Annotated in this window: 12 protein-coding genes; 6 read left to right on the top strand and 6 right to left on the bottom strand. The window is 66.3% G+C overall.

Annotated elements, in window-relative coordinates:
• Nucleotides 1–10 precede the first annotated feature (10 nt).
• The 6 genes from MJ603_RS07125 to MJ603_RS07100 all read left to right on the top strand — a co-directional run bounded on the left by MJ603_RS07125 (nucleotide 11) and on the right by MJ603_RS07100 (nucleotide 4,535).
• Entirely contained in the window at nucleotides 11–637 is a 627-nt protein-coding gene (locus MJ603_RS07125; protein ID WP_243062999.1) for a superoxide dismutase, read from the top strand.
• A gap of 101 nt (nucleotides 638–738) precedes the next feature.
• On the top strand, nucleotides 739–1,746 hold the full coding sequence (gap, locus tag MJ603_RS07120) for a type I glyceraldehyde-3-phosphate dehydrogenase (protein ID WP_243062998.1): 1,008 nt from the start codon (nucleotides 739–741) through the stop codon (nucleotides 1,744–1,746).
• 19 nt (nucleotides 1,747–1,765) lie between these two features.
• Nucleotides 1,766–2,983: a phosphoglycerate kinase gene (gene pgk, locus MJ603_RS07115; protein ID WP_243062997.1), complete on the top strand. Its 1,218-nt coding sequence runs from the start codon at nucleotides 1,766–1,768 to the stop codon at nucleotides 2,981–2,983.
• Nucleotides 2,971–3,762, top strand: coding sequence for a triose-phosphate isomerase (gene tpiA / locus MJ603_RS07110; protein WP_243062996.1), 792 nt, complete (start codon nucleotides 2,971–2,973; stop codon nucleotides 3,760–3,762). Before pgk ends, tpiA begins: the two co-directional genes overlap by 13 nt.
• A 121-nt stretch (nucleotides 3,763–3,883) precedes the next feature.
• The gene (gene secG / locus MJ603_RS07105) at nucleotides 3,884–4,129 is read left to right on the top strand and encodes a preprotein translocase subunit SecG (RefSeq protein ID WP_146318029.1); all 246 of its coding nucleotides are present in this window, start codon (nucleotides 3,884–3,886) and stop codon (nucleotides 4,127–4,129) included.
• A gap of 37 nt (nucleotides 4,130–4,166) precedes the next feature.
• Nucleotides 4,167–4,535 (top strand): RNA polymerase-binding protein RbpA, encoded by a 369-nt coding sequence (locus MJ603_RS07100; RefSeq protein ID WP_243062995.1) that lies wholly within the window; start codon nucleotides 4,167–4,169, stop codon nucleotides 4,533–4,535.
• Between the two features lie 71 nt (nucleotides 4,536–4,606).
• Here MJ603_RS07100 and pgl read toward each other — a convergent pair whose 3' ends face one another.
• The 6 genes from pgl to tkt are packed head-to-tail and all read right to left on the bottom strand — an operon-like array spanning nucleotide 4,607 to nucleotide 12,790.
• A complete protein-coding gene (pgl, locus tag MJ603_RS07095; RefSeq protein WP_243062994.1) occupies nucleotides 4,607–5,377 on the bottom strand; it encodes a 6-phosphogluconolactonase in 771 nt (256 codons plus the stop codon).
• Nucleotides 5,374–6,339, bottom strand: coding sequence for a glucose-6-phosphate dehydrogenase assembly protein OpcA (locus tag MJ603_RS07090; protein WP_243062993.1), 966 nt, complete (start codon nucleotides 6,337–6,339; stop codon nucleotides 5,374–5,376). The genes pgl and MJ603_RS07090 overlap by 4 nt, the downstream gene beginning before the upstream one ends.
• A gap of 13 nt (nucleotides 6,340–6,352) precedes the next feature.
• A complete protein-coding gene (gene zwf / locus MJ603_RS07085; RefSeq protein WP_243062992.1) occupies nucleotides 6,353–7,891 on the bottom strand; it encodes a glucose-6-phosphate dehydrogenase in 1,539 nt (512 codons plus the stop codon).
• A gap of 18 nt (nucleotides 7,892–7,909) precedes the next feature.
• Nucleotides 7,910–9,523: a glucose-6-phosphate isomerase gene (locus MJ603_RS07080; protein WP_243062991.1), complete on the bottom strand. Its 1,614-nt coding sequence runs from the start codon at nucleotides 9,521–9,523 to the stop codon at nucleotides 7,910–7,912.
• Nucleotides 9,520–10,647, bottom strand: coding sequence for a transaldolase (tal, locus tag MJ603_RS07075; RefSeq protein ID WP_243062990.1), 1,128 nt, complete (start codon nucleotides 10,645–10,647; stop codon nucleotides 9,520–9,522). Before tal ends, MJ603_RS07080 begins: the two co-directional genes overlap by 4 nt.
• A gap of 49 nt (nucleotides 10,648–10,696) precedes the next feature.
• Complete coding sequence (tkt, locus tag MJ603_RS07070; RefSeq protein WP_243062989.1) at nucleotides 10,697–12,790, bottom strand: transketolase; 2,094 nt, start codon at nucleotides 12,788–12,790, stop codon at nucleotides 10,697–10,699.
• Between the last annotated feature and the right edge of the window lie 110 nt (nucleotides 12,791–12,900).

Raw genomic sequence — 12,900 nt, 5'->3', positions numbered from 1 at the left:
GAGAGAGTGAATGGCTGACTACACGCTCGCAGACCTTCCCTACGATTACGCGGCACTCGAGCCGAGCATCAGCGGGACGATCATGGAGCTTCACCATGACAAGCACCACAAGGCCTACGTCGACGGGGCGAACACCGCCATCGCGAAGCTCCAGGAAGCGCGCGACGCCGACGACCTGACCTACATCAACAAGCTCCAGAAGGACCTCGCGTTCAACCTCGCAGGCCACGTGAACCACACGGTGTTCTGGACGAACCTGTCGCCGGACGGAGGCGACAAGCCGACTGGTGAACTCGCCGCCGCGATCGACGAGTTCTTCGGATCGTTCGACAAGTTCCGTGCGCACTTCACGGCGTCGGCTCTCGGCATCCAGGGCTCCGGCTGGTCGATCCTCGCCTGGGACTCGCTCGGCCAGAAGCTCATCATCGAGCAGCTCTACGACCACCAGGGCAACCTGGCTACCGCCACGGTGCCGCTGCTGCTGCTGGACATGTGGGAGCACGCCTTCTACCTCGACTACCGCAATGTGAAGGCGGATTACGTCAAGGCATTCTGGAACATCGCGAGTTGGGGCGACGTGCAGGAGCGCTTCATCCGGGCGCGCGAAAAGACCTCCGGGCTGCTGCTACTGTCTTAGGCGGGTGGGTGTCCCGGACGGGAACCGCCCGGGACACCTTTGTCCGTTCTCCCCCTCTCGCATCAAGCGCCGAACGGCGCCCCAGTAACAGGAGTTCTTACGTGTCTGTGAAGATCGGCATCAACGGGTTCGGCCGCATCGGCCGCAACTTCTTCCGTGCAGCGCTGGCCAAGGGCAGCGACCTCGAGATCGTCGCCGTCAACGATCTGACCGACAACAAGGCTCTCGCCCACCTGCTCAAGTACGACTCCATCACGGGCCGCCTGGATGCCACGGTCGAGCTCGACGGCGACAACATCGTCGTCAACGGAAAACCGATCAAGGTCCTCGAGGAGCGCGACCCCGCGAACCTCCCGTGGGGCGAGCTCGGTGTGGACATCGTCATCGAGTCCACCGGCCGCTTCACCAAGTCCGAAGACGCCCGCAAGCACATCACGGCCGGCGCCAAGAAGGTCGTCATCTCCGCCCCTGCTTCGGGCGACGACGTCGCAACGCTCGTGCTCGGTGTCAACGAAGGCACCTACGACCCCGACGTGCACGACATCATCTCGAACGCATCCTGCACCACCAACTGCCTCGCCCCGCTGGCCAAGGTACTGCTCGACAACTTCGGCATCGAGCGCGGCCTCATGACCACGGTGCACGCGTACACCGCCGACCAGAATCTGCAGGACGGCCCGCACAGCGATCTCCGTCGCGCCCGCGCCGCCGCGATCAACATCATCCCGACCTCGACCGGTGCCGCGAAGGCCCTCGGCCTGGTCATCCCCGAGCTCGTCGGCAAGCTCGACGGGTACGCGCTGCGCGTTCCGGTCCCCACCGGTTCGATCACCGACCTGACGGTCGAGCTCACGAAGCCGGCGACGGTCGAGCAGATCAACGAGGCGTACAAGAACGCGGCTCGCGAGAGCCTCAAGGGCATCCTGAGCTACACCGAGGACCCGATCGTCTCCAGCGACATCGTCTCAGACCCGCACTCGTCGATCTTCGACGCCGGCCTCACCAAGGTCATCGGCTCGCAGGTCAAGGTCGCGTCGTGGTACGACAACGAGTGGGGCTACTCCAACCGACTCGTCGACATCACCGAGTACGTCGCGGCCCGCCTCTAGGCGCGCACGGAGGACTCGGGTGACGCTCCGCACTCTCGAATCACTGGGTTCGCTCGCCGGTCGCACTGTCATCGTCAGATGCGATCTCAACGTTCCGCTTGCGGACGGTGAGATCACCGATGACGGCAGAGTGCGCGCCTCGCTGCCCACCATCAACGCGCTGACCTCGCAGGGTGCACGCGTCGTCGTGATCTCCCACCTGGGACGCCCCGATGGCGCATCCGACCCGAGGTACAGCCTCGCTCCGGTCGCCGAGCGACTCGGCGAGCTGCTCGGTTCGCCGGTGACCTTCGCGACCGACACCGTCGGCGACGCGGCGAAGGATGCCGTGGCATCCCTCGCAGACGGCGGCATCGTCGTGCTCGAGAACCTCCGCTTCAATCCGGAGGAGACGAGCAAGTCCGATGAGGAGCGAGCCGCCTTCGCAGCGAAGCTGGCAGCGTTCGGCGACGCTTTCGTCTCCGACGGCTTCGGCGTCGTGCACCGCAAGCAGGCGAGCGTCTACGAGCTCGCCAAGGCTCTGCCCAGCGCTGCGGGCCTCCTGATCGTCGCCGAACTCGACGTGCTCGATCGCCTCACCGGCAACCCGGAGCGCCCCTACACGGTGGTGTTGGGTGGATCCAAGGTGTCGGACAAGCTCGGCGTGATCGGCCACCTGCTTCCGCGCGTGAACACCCTGCTCATCGGCGGCGGCATGCTCTTCACCTTCCTCAAGGCGCAGGGCTTCGAGGTCGGCTCCAGTCTGCTCGAACGAGATCAGGTCGAAACCGTCCGCGGCTACCTGCAGAAGGCTCAGGAACTCGGTGTCGAGCTGATCCTCCCCACCGACGTCGTCGTGGCATCGAAGTTCGGCGGAGACGCGGAGCACGAGGTGCGTCCCGTCTCGTCGATCGAAGACACCCCGTGGGGTGCATCCGGCCTCGGTCTCGACATCGGGCCCGACACTGCGGCGAAGTTCGCCGAGATCATTCGCGAGTCGGTGACGGTGTTCTGGAACGGCCCGATGGGCGTGTTCGAGCTGGAACCATTCGCGGCAGGGACGAAGCAGATCGCACTCGCGCTCACCGAGACCCGTGGGCTCAGCGTCGTCGGCGGCGGCGACTCCGCTGCGGCGGTACGTGCACTCGGCTTCGATGACGACCAATTCGGACACATCTCCACCGGCGGCGGAGCGAGCCTGGAGTTTCTCGAAGGCAAGACGCTCCCCGGACTGGAGGTTCTCGGATGGCAGAGCTAGCACGCGTCCCGCTCATCGCGGGCAACTGGAAGATGAACCTCGACCACCTGCAGTCGATCGCGTTCGTGCAGAAGCTCGCGTGGAGCCTGAAGGATGCCCGCCACGACTTCGCCGCTGTCGAGGTGGCGGTCTTCCCGCCCTTCACCGATCTGCGCAGCGTGCAGACGCTGGTGGCCGCCGACAAGCTGCCCATCGGCTACGGCGCACAGGATGTCAGCGAGCACGCCTCGGGTGCGTTCACCGGAGAGATCGCAGCGTCATTCCTCGCGCAGCTGGACTGCCGCTACGTGATCATCGGCCACTCCGAGCGACGCACACTGCACGGTGAGACCGACGAGGTCGTCGCCGCCAAGTCCGTCGCCGCATCGGCCGCCGGACTCGTGCCACTGATCTGCGTCGGCGAGACCGCGGAAGACCTGGAGACGCACGGCGCAAGCGCCGTACCCGTCTCGCAGCTCGCCATCGCACTCGAAGGCCTGCAGAAGAACGCGGACTTCGTTGTGGCGTACGAGCCGGTCTGGGCTATCGGCTCGGGACAGGCCGCTACGCCGGAACAGGCGCAGCAGGTCGCTGCGGCACTGCGCGCCGTCATCGCGGAGAAGCTCGGCGATGAGGCGGCCGCGCGCACGCGCATCCTGTACGGCGGTTCGGTGAAGGCCGAGAACATCGCCGGTTTCATGCGCCAGCCGGACGTCGACGGAGCGCTCGTGGGCGGAGCCAGCCTCGACGTCGACGGGTTCTCGAGCATCGCTCGGTACCAGAAGCACGTCGGCGTGTGAACGGGCATCGAAACCGTCGGTGACACGCGTCCGGATGCGAGCGGCAAGCATCCGGATATAATGGTCGTCGGTCCAGCGACTCGTTTCGCCTGACCCGGATCACAACCCGAAAGGCACTCTCGTGCAGATTCTCACGGTCGTTCTCCAGGTGCTGCTCGGCATCACGAGCCTCCTGCTGACCCTCCTCATCCTGTTGCACAAGGGACGTGGTGGCGGCCTCTCCGACATGTTCGGAGGCGGCATGACCTCGAATCTCGGAGCATCCGGCGTTGCAGAGCGCAACCTCAATCGCATCACTGTCGTGCTCGGTCTGGTCTGGATCGCCTGCATCGTGGTGCTCGGTCTCATCACCAAGTTCAGCGCGTAGCGCCGACTGACGACGCAAGCGCGATCAAGGAGGATTCATGGCTTCAGGCGGAAGTGCGATCAGGGGTTCGAGGGTCGGCTCCGGCCCCATGGGGGAGCAGGACCACGGCTACCACGCGGATCGCATTGCGGTGCGGTATTGGGACGCTCTCGGCAATGAGACGGTGCGCTACTTTGCAGCGAACCTTCCCGACGAGGAGATTCCCGACACCATCGACAGTCCGGCGTCGGGTCTGCCGGCCGGGCGGGACCAGGAGAATCCGCCTGCTCTCACCAAGCTGGAGCCGTACAAGACACACCTCGCCTACGTGAAGGAGCGCCGCTCCGAAGAAGAGGCCGAGCAGCTGCTCGAGGATGCCCTCCGCCAGCTTCGCGAACGCCGCGGGCGCCTCACGCCCACGAACTGAACTCATGCGAAAGGGCCGAACCCACGGGGTTCGGCCCTTTCGCATCTCTCCGTGTTTCTGTGCTCCGAGCGTCAGTACTCCGGCGCGATGAGGCTCTCCGGAATCTCGGCTGCGGCCTCCCTGTCGACGAAGAACACGGTGCGCTTGCGTCCCTTGGCGCCGGCGACCGGCACTTCCGTGTAGCTGGCTCCGGCAAGCGCGAGGCCCAGAGCTGATGCCTTGTCCGCGCCCGACAGCACCATCCAGACGCGGGCGGATGCGTTGATGACCGGCCTCGTCAGGCTGAGCCGTTCCGGGGGCGGCTTGGGGGAGTTGCGCACCGCGATCACCGTGCGTTCCGTCTCCCTGATGCCGCTGCGCTCCGGGAACAGCGATGCGATGTGACCGTCAGGGCCGACGCCGAGGAACGTGATGTCGAAGCGGGGGTACGGCGCGGTGTCGTCGCCGGCAGCCGCAAGGTCTGCTGCGTAGGCATCGGCCGCCGCATCCAGCTCCAGCCCGGAATCGGTCGACGCGAAGGGGTGCACGTTCTCCGCCGGCACGTTCACGTGGTCGAGGAGAGCCTCGCGGGCCTGCTTGTCGTTCCGGTCGTCCGAGTCCGCGGCGACCCAGCGCTCGTCGCCCCACCAGAAGTGCACCTTCGACCAATCGATGGTGTCTCTCGCGGGGGAGGAGGCGATGGCCGCCAGCACGGCGATACCGACGGTGCCGCCGGTCAGGCACACGTTCGCCGAGCCGAGATCGTCGATGATGTCGACCATCTTGGTCAGAAAACGCGACGAAACCGCCGACACCAGGGCGCCTTTGTCGGAGTGTACGAGCACCCGTCGTTCATTCGTCATCGCGAACTCGCTGCCTGCTCTTCCGCTTCGAGCAACGGAAGGCCCTTGGTGAGCACTTCGCCGTACAACTCGTCGGGGTCCAGCCTACGCAGTTCCTCAGCAAGGCAGTCGCGCAGGTTGCGGCGCGGCAGTGCGAGGTCGTGGGTCGGCTGGTTGGGCTGGGTGAGCGTAGCCACGTCGGGCATGTCGCGGACGAGCTCGATGGTGCCGGCCGCCCGTCGCAGCTGCACGCCGTGGATGCCGCTCAATCCGCGCTGGCGTGCCGTCAAGTCGTGCTGCACAGGGGCATCCAGCTGCAGACGTAGCCAGGAGGCGAGCAGCACCGTCGAGGGGGAGTCGGGCGCACCCGACACCTCGACGGACTCCACGGCCTCGTACGGCGGTTGGTCGAGCACAGCGGCGAGCTGTGCTCGCCACAGGGTCAGCCTCGTCCACGCGAAGTCCGTGTCGCCCGGCGCGTAGGTCTCCGCCAGGTGCAGCAGCGCTTCGTGGGGGTCGCCGGCAGACGAGGAGTCCGTGATGCGGCGTGTGGCGATACGGCCGAGCGCGGAGGTCGAAACGACGTCGGGCGCGGTGCCCGGCCACCACACGACGACGGGCGCGTCGGGCAGCAGCAACGCAGTGACGAGTCCCTCCTCGTCGCTGGCCGTGTCACCGTAGGCGCGCAGCACGATCACCTCGCTGGCGCCCGCGTCACCGCCGACGCGGATCTGCGCGTCGAGCCGGGTCGCGGCATCCGCTTTCGGGTGGTCCGGATCGGCTGTGGAGACCACGATGACGCGCATCGGATGCTCACGGGATGCCTCGTTCGCCGCCTCGATGACCTCTTCTTCCTGGCCGAGTCGAGTGGCGATGATCAGCGTGAGCACGCGGCCGAGTGCAACCGCACCGCCCTCTTCGCGGATCTTGATCAGCGTCTTCGAGACGTTGCTGGTCGTGGTGTCGGGAAGATCGACGATCACTGTGTGCTCCTCATTATGGGCGCCTCCAGGTTCGCCCGTCGCGGGCGAGAAGCTCATCTGCGGATGCCGGGCCCCAGGTTCCCGGGCGGTATTGCTCTGGTGTGCCGTGCGACGCCCAGTACTCCTCTATCGGGTCGAGGATCTTCCACGAGAGTTCGACCTCCTCGTGGCGAGGGAACAACGGCGGGTCGCCGAGCAGCACGTCGAGGATGAGCCGTTCGTACGCCTCAGGGCTGGCCTCCGTGAAGGCGTGGCCGTACCCGAAGTCCATGCTCACGTCGCGCACCTGCATGCCTGCACCAGGGACCTTCGAACCGAACCTGATGGTCACGCCCTCGTCCGGCTGCACCCGGATGACCAGCGCGTTCTGACCCAGGGCCGACGTCTGACTCTCCGCGAAAAGCTGCTGCGGCGCCCGCTTGAAGACGACGGCGATCTCGGTCACCCTGCGCCCGAGCCGCTTTCCCGCCCGCAAGTAGAACGGAACGCCCGCCCAGCGCCGGGTGCCGATGTCGAGTTTGATCGCCGCGAACGTCTCGGTCGTCGAGTGCGGGTTCATGCCGTCCTCGTCGAGGAATCCGATGACCTTCTCACCGCCCTGCCAGCCGCTCGAGTACTGTCCGCGTGCCGTCGCTTCTCCGAGATCCTTCGGCAGACGTACCGCCTTCAGCACCTTCTCCTTCTCGGCGCGCAGGTCTGCCGCGTCGAACGAGACCGGCTCCTCCATCGCCGTGAGGGCCAGAAGCTGCAGCAGGTGGTTCTGGATGACGTCGCGCGCCGCCCCGATGCCGTCGTAGTAACCGGCGCGACCGCCCACTCCGATGTCCTCTGCCATGGTGATCTGCACGTGGTCGACGTAGTTGGCGTTCCAGATCGGCTCGTAGAGCTCGTTGGCGAAGCGCAGAGCAAGAATGTTCTGCACCGTCTCTTTGCCGAGATAGTGGTCGATGCGGAACACCGAGTCGGGCGGGAACACCGACTCGACGACCTTGTTCAGCTCGCGCGCTGTCTTCAGGTCGCTGCCGAACGGCTTCTCGATGACCACTCGGCGCCAGCCCTTCGACTGTTCCGCGAGACCCGAACGCCGCAGCTGCTCGGTCACGAGTGGGAAGGCCTTCGGCGGAATGGACAGGTAGAACGCATGGTTGCCCATCGTGCCCCTGTCTCGGTCCAGCTCGTCGACCGTGGTCTTCAAGCGTTCGAACGCCTCGTCGTCGTCGAACTCGCCTGGGACGAAGCGGATGCCCTGAGCCAGCTGGCGCCAGACCTCGTCGCGGAACTCGGTGCGCGAGTACTGCTTGACGGCGTCGTAGACGACCTTCTCGAAGTCCTGATCCTCCCAATCGCGCCTGGCGAACCCGACGAGCGCGAAGCCCGGCGGCAACAGGCCGCGGTTGGCCAGGTCGTAGACAGCCGGCATCAGCTTCTTGCGCGACAGGTCACCCGTCACACCGAAGATGATGAGGCTGCTCGGGCCTGCTATGCGGTTGAGCCGACGGTCGGTCGGAACTCTCAGCGGATTGGAGTCCGCGGTGATCTCCACAGGTGACATGGATCTCCTCGTGTCGGTTCAGGCGTCCACGTCGCCGAACAGCGTCTCGATGTTCGAGACGGGGTCGGTCAGCGTGAGGGTGAGAACGGGACGGCCGTGCTCGGCGAGCACGGCGGCATCCCCGGCAGCTTGGGCGCTGATCAGCTGCCCGAAGGTGAAGGGCCGGTCGGGCACCTCGAGATCGGTTGCCTCGTGCGTCAGGATCTGCACGAAGACTCCGACGGCGGGTCCGCCCTTGTGGAACTGCCCCGTCGAATGAAGGAATCGCGGTCCCCAACCGAACGTGACCGGCCTCGTGGCGCGGGCGGCGAGCAGATCGCGCATGCCGGCCAACTGCGGCAATTCGATCCGGTTCGCGTAAGCCTGCACTGCCACGTATCCGTCGTCCGGCAGCTGGGCGAGCACAGCGCTGACCGCACCGTCGACGGTCGTCGCATCGCCGAGAAGCGCGGGGTCTCCGCGCACCTCGATGCCCCCGTCGACGAACGCCGGCTCGGTCGGAGCGGGACGCTGCTCGAGCAGGCCGCGTGCCGCGGCTTTCGCCGACTCCACGTCGGGCTGGTCGAAGGGGTTGATACCGAGCAGTCTGCCGGCGACGGCAACCGCGTACTCCCACACGAGGAACATCGCGCCCAGTGTGCCGGAGACGAGGATCTCGCCATCGTGCCGGTCGGCAGGGAGCAGGTGGTGAGCGCCGGCGTTGTCGACGATGCGCACGACCTGCAGGTCTGGCAGATTCTCGCTGAGCTCGGGGGAGACCACGTCGAGCACGACGGGGAGCAGCCCCTTGCCGAGCTTGCCGGTCGATTCGGCGATGAGCTGCTCAGCCCAGTCGGCGAAACCGACGATGTGCGTGCCGTCGGCGATGATTCCCAGCTTGTCGCGCAACGGCGTCGTACCCGCGATGGCCGCCCCGAGGATGAGACCCGGGTTCGTCTCGTCGTCGATCGCAAGCTCGAGAGAGATCGTCTCTGCCTCTTCGAGCATCTCCTCGATGTCCACGCCGGCGATGCCCGACGGCACCAGACCGAAAGCGGTGAGTGCCGAGTAGCGCCCACCGACGTTCGGGTCGGCGTTGAACACCTCGTAGCCGGCCTCTCGTGCCGACGCGTCCAGGGGTGAGCCCGGGTCGGTCACCACGACGATGCGCTCCGCCGGATCGATGCCGGCATCCTTGAACGCCTTCTCGTACGTGCGGCGATGGCTGTCGGTCTCGACGGTCGAGCCGGACTTCGACGACACGACCAGCACGCTCGTCGCGAGGCGGTCGTTCACGGCCTCGAGCACCTGACCGGGGTCCGTGGTGTCGAGAATCGTGAGCTCCGCGCCAGCAGTGTTGGCGATCACCTCGGGGGCCAGGGACGATCCGCCCATGCCGCCGAGCACGAAGTGGTCGACACCCGCTGCGAGGAACTTCTCGCGCAGTTCGAGGATGCGGGGGACCAGCGGGCGCGAAAGAGCGACCGCCTCCGTCCAGCCGAGACGGATGCCCGCCTCGGCCTCCGCATCCGGTCCCCAGAGCGCTGGATCCTGCGCCGTGATGCCCGACGCGACAAGGTCCTTCACCAGTGAAGGCACGTTCTGCGTCACCGCGGCCTGCGCGGCTCCGCTGACGTGGATCTTGAAGCTCACTGCACGCTTTCCTTGGCGGCGGCGCCCTCGAGGGCGCTCGTCACGTCGGAGAGCAACTCGTTCCACGACACGATGAACTTCTCAACGCCCTCGTCTTCGAGCGTCTGCGTGACGTCGTCGTACGAGATTCCGAGTGCGGCGATCGCGTTCAGCACCTCGTTGGACTCCTCGTAGGTTCCCTCGATGCTGTTGTCAGCGATGTCTCCGTGGTCGAACGTCGCCTCGAGCGTCTTCTCGGGCATCGTGTTGACCTCGTCAGGGGCGACGAGAGTGCTGACGTACAGCGTGTCGGAGTAGGACGGGTCCTTGACACCGGTGGATGCCCAGAGCGGGCGCTGCTTGTTCGCGCCCGCCGCCAGCAGAACCTTGGCGCGCTCGGAGTCGAAGGACTGCTCGAAGACCTGGTAGGCCAGCCGCGCGTTCGCGACGGCGGCCTTGCCCTTGAGCGCGAGCGCCTCCGGTGTGCCGATCGCCGAGAGTCGCTTGTCGACCTCTGAGTCGACGCGCGAGACGAAGAACGATGCCACAGAGCGGATCGTCGACAGGTCGATGCCCGCCGCCTTCGCCTTCTCGAGTCCGGTGAGGTAGGCGTTGATGACCTCGCGGTGGCGCTCGAGGCTGAAGATCAGCGTGACGTTCACGCTGATTCCGGCCGCGGTCACCTCGGCGATGGCCTCTAGACCCTCGACGGTCGCGGGGATCTTGATCATCGCGTTCGGCTTGTCGACCTTCGCCCAGAGCTGCTTAGCCTGCGCGATGGTGCCCGCCGCGTCGTGCGCGAGACCGGGTTCGACCTCGATCGACACGCGGCCGTCCTTGTGACCGGATGCCTCGTAGACCGGAGCGAACACGTCGGCCGCGTTGCGGACATCCGTCGTGGTGATCTCGAAGACCGCCTCGTGCACGTCCTTGCCCGCTGCTGCGAGTTCACGAACCTGCTCGTCGTACGCCTCGCCGTTCGACAGCGCATTGGCGAAGATCGTCGGGTTCGTGGTGACGCCGACGACGTTGCGGGTGTCGATCAGGTTCTGAAGGCTTCCGGAGGTGATGCGCTCGCGCGACAGGTCGTCGAGCCAGATGCTCACGCCAGCGGCCGCAAGCCGTGCTGTAGGGGATTCGGTCATTGATCTCGCCTCTTCTTCTCTTCTTCTTCGTTCCGTTGCCTGCCAGCGACTACTGCGCGGCGAGCGAGTCCTTGGCGGCCGACACGACGGCATCCGTCGTGAAGCCGAACTTCTCGAACAGCGTCTTGTAGTCGGCGGAGGCACCGTAGTGCTCGATCGACACGCTGCGACCCTTGTCGCCGACGTAGGGACGCCAGGTGAGCGCGCGGCTGGCCTCGACGGAGACGCGGGCCGTGACGGATGCCGGCAGCACCGACTCCTTGTATTCGTCGCTCTGCTCGGCGAACCACTCGAGGCTCGGGGCCGAGACCACGCGGGCGTTGATGCCGTCGGCCGCCAACGCCTCGCGGGCGTTCACCGCCAGCTGCACCTCGGAACCCGTCGCGATGATGATCACGTCGGGGGTCCCGTTCGGCGCTTCGGCGAGCACGTAGGCGCCCTTCGCGACGTTCTTCGCCGACGCGAACGTGTCGCCGGATGCCTCGCCGTCGCCGCGCTCGAACACCGGGATGTTCTGACGGGTGAGCGCGATGCCCGCCGGACCGCCGCGGCGCTTCAGCAGCTCGAGCCAGGCGTACGCAACCTCGTTGGCGTCGCCGGGGCGCACCACTGTGAAGTTCGGAATCAAGCGCAGCGTGGTGAGCTGCTCGACCGGCTGATGGGTCGGGCCGTCTTCGCCGAGCGCGACGGAGTCGTGAGTCCACGCGAAGATCGAGGGGATGTTCATCAGCGCTGCCAGACGCAGCGACGGGCGCTGATAATCACTGAAGATGAGGAAGGTGCCGCCGTACGGTCGGGTAGGACCGTGCAGCACGATGCCGTTGAGGATCGCAGCCATCGCGTGCTCACGGATGCCGAAATGCAGCACCCGGCCGTATGGGTTGCCTGTCCACTCGTGCGTCGAGTGCTCCGTTGGCACGAACGACGCCGCCGACTCGATCGTCGTGTTGTTCGACTCGGCGAGGTCGGCCGAGCCGCCCCACAGCTCGGGGATGATCGGCGCGATCGCGTTCAGCACCTTGCCGCCGGCGGCGCGGGTGGAGACATCCTTGCCCGCCTCGAAGACGGGGAGCGCCTCTTCGACGCCCTCTGGCAGTTCGCCCGTGAGCAGTCGGTCGAGCAGCGCCTTGCGCTCGGGATTCGCTTCGGCCCACGCGTCGAAGCCGATCTGCCACTCTGCGCGCTGCTGCGCACCACGATCGATCGCCTTGCGGGTGTGCTCGATGACCTCGTCGGAGACCTGGAATGTCAGTTCGGGGTCGAAGCCGAGTACCTCTTTGACAGCGCGCAACTCGTCGGCGCCGAGTGCCGAGCCGTGGATCTTGCCGGTGTTCTGCTTCTTCGGGCTGGGCCAGCCGATGATGGTCTTCAGAATGATGATCGACGGCTTGTCGGTGACGGCCTTGGCCGCCTCGATCGCGTCGAACAGCTCCTGCACGTCTTCGACGTACTGGCCGGTCTTCTTCCAGTCGACGACCTGCACGTGCCAGTGGTAGGCCTCGTAACGCGCCTTCACGTCTTCCGTGAATGCAATGTTCGTGTCGTCTTCGATGGAGATCTGGTTGCTGTCATAGAGCACGACAAGATTGCCGAGCTCCTGGTGGCCGGCGAGCGACGACGCTTCGCTCGTCACGCCCTCCTCGAGGTCGCCGTCGCTGGCGATCACGTAGACGAAGTGGTCGAACGGGCTGGTGCCGGGCGCGGCATCCGGGTCGAAGAGGCCGCGCTCGTAGCGGCTCGCATAGGCGAAACCCACGGCGGACGACAGTCCCTGACCCAGCGGGCCCGTCGTGATCTCGACGCCGTCGGTGTGGCCGTACTCGGGATGGCCGGGGGTCAGCGAACCCCAGGTGCGCAGCGCCTTCAGGTCGTCGAGCTGCAGCCCGTAGCCGCCCAGGTAGAGCTGCACGTACTGGGTCAGCGAGCTGTGGCCTGCCGAGAGGACGAAGCGGTCCCTGCCCAGCCAGTGCTGGTCTTTCGGGTCACGACGCATGACGCGCTGGAACAGAAGGTAGGCGGCTGGGGCGAGGCTCATCGCGGTGCCAGGATGCCCGTTGCCCACCTTCTCCACAGCATCCGCCGCGAGGACGCGGACGGTGTCGACGGCCTTGTTGTCAATGGGATCCCATTGCAGTGCTGCCACTTGAGACTGACCCTTCTTGTTTGCTTCGGTGCGTTTTCTGAAGGGGCCCGTCGAACGGACCCGCACCGCTGGAGAGGTAGTGCGCGCGCCCCAGACGTCATCGGCACCCA

It is taken from the genome of Humibacter sp. RRB41 (assembly GCF_022761015.1).
Taxonomy (GTDB): Bacteria; Actinomycetota; Actinomycetes; order Actinomycetales; family Microbacteriaceae; genus Humibacter.
This window is presented reverse-complemented; position numbering and strand designations above follow the sequence as displayed.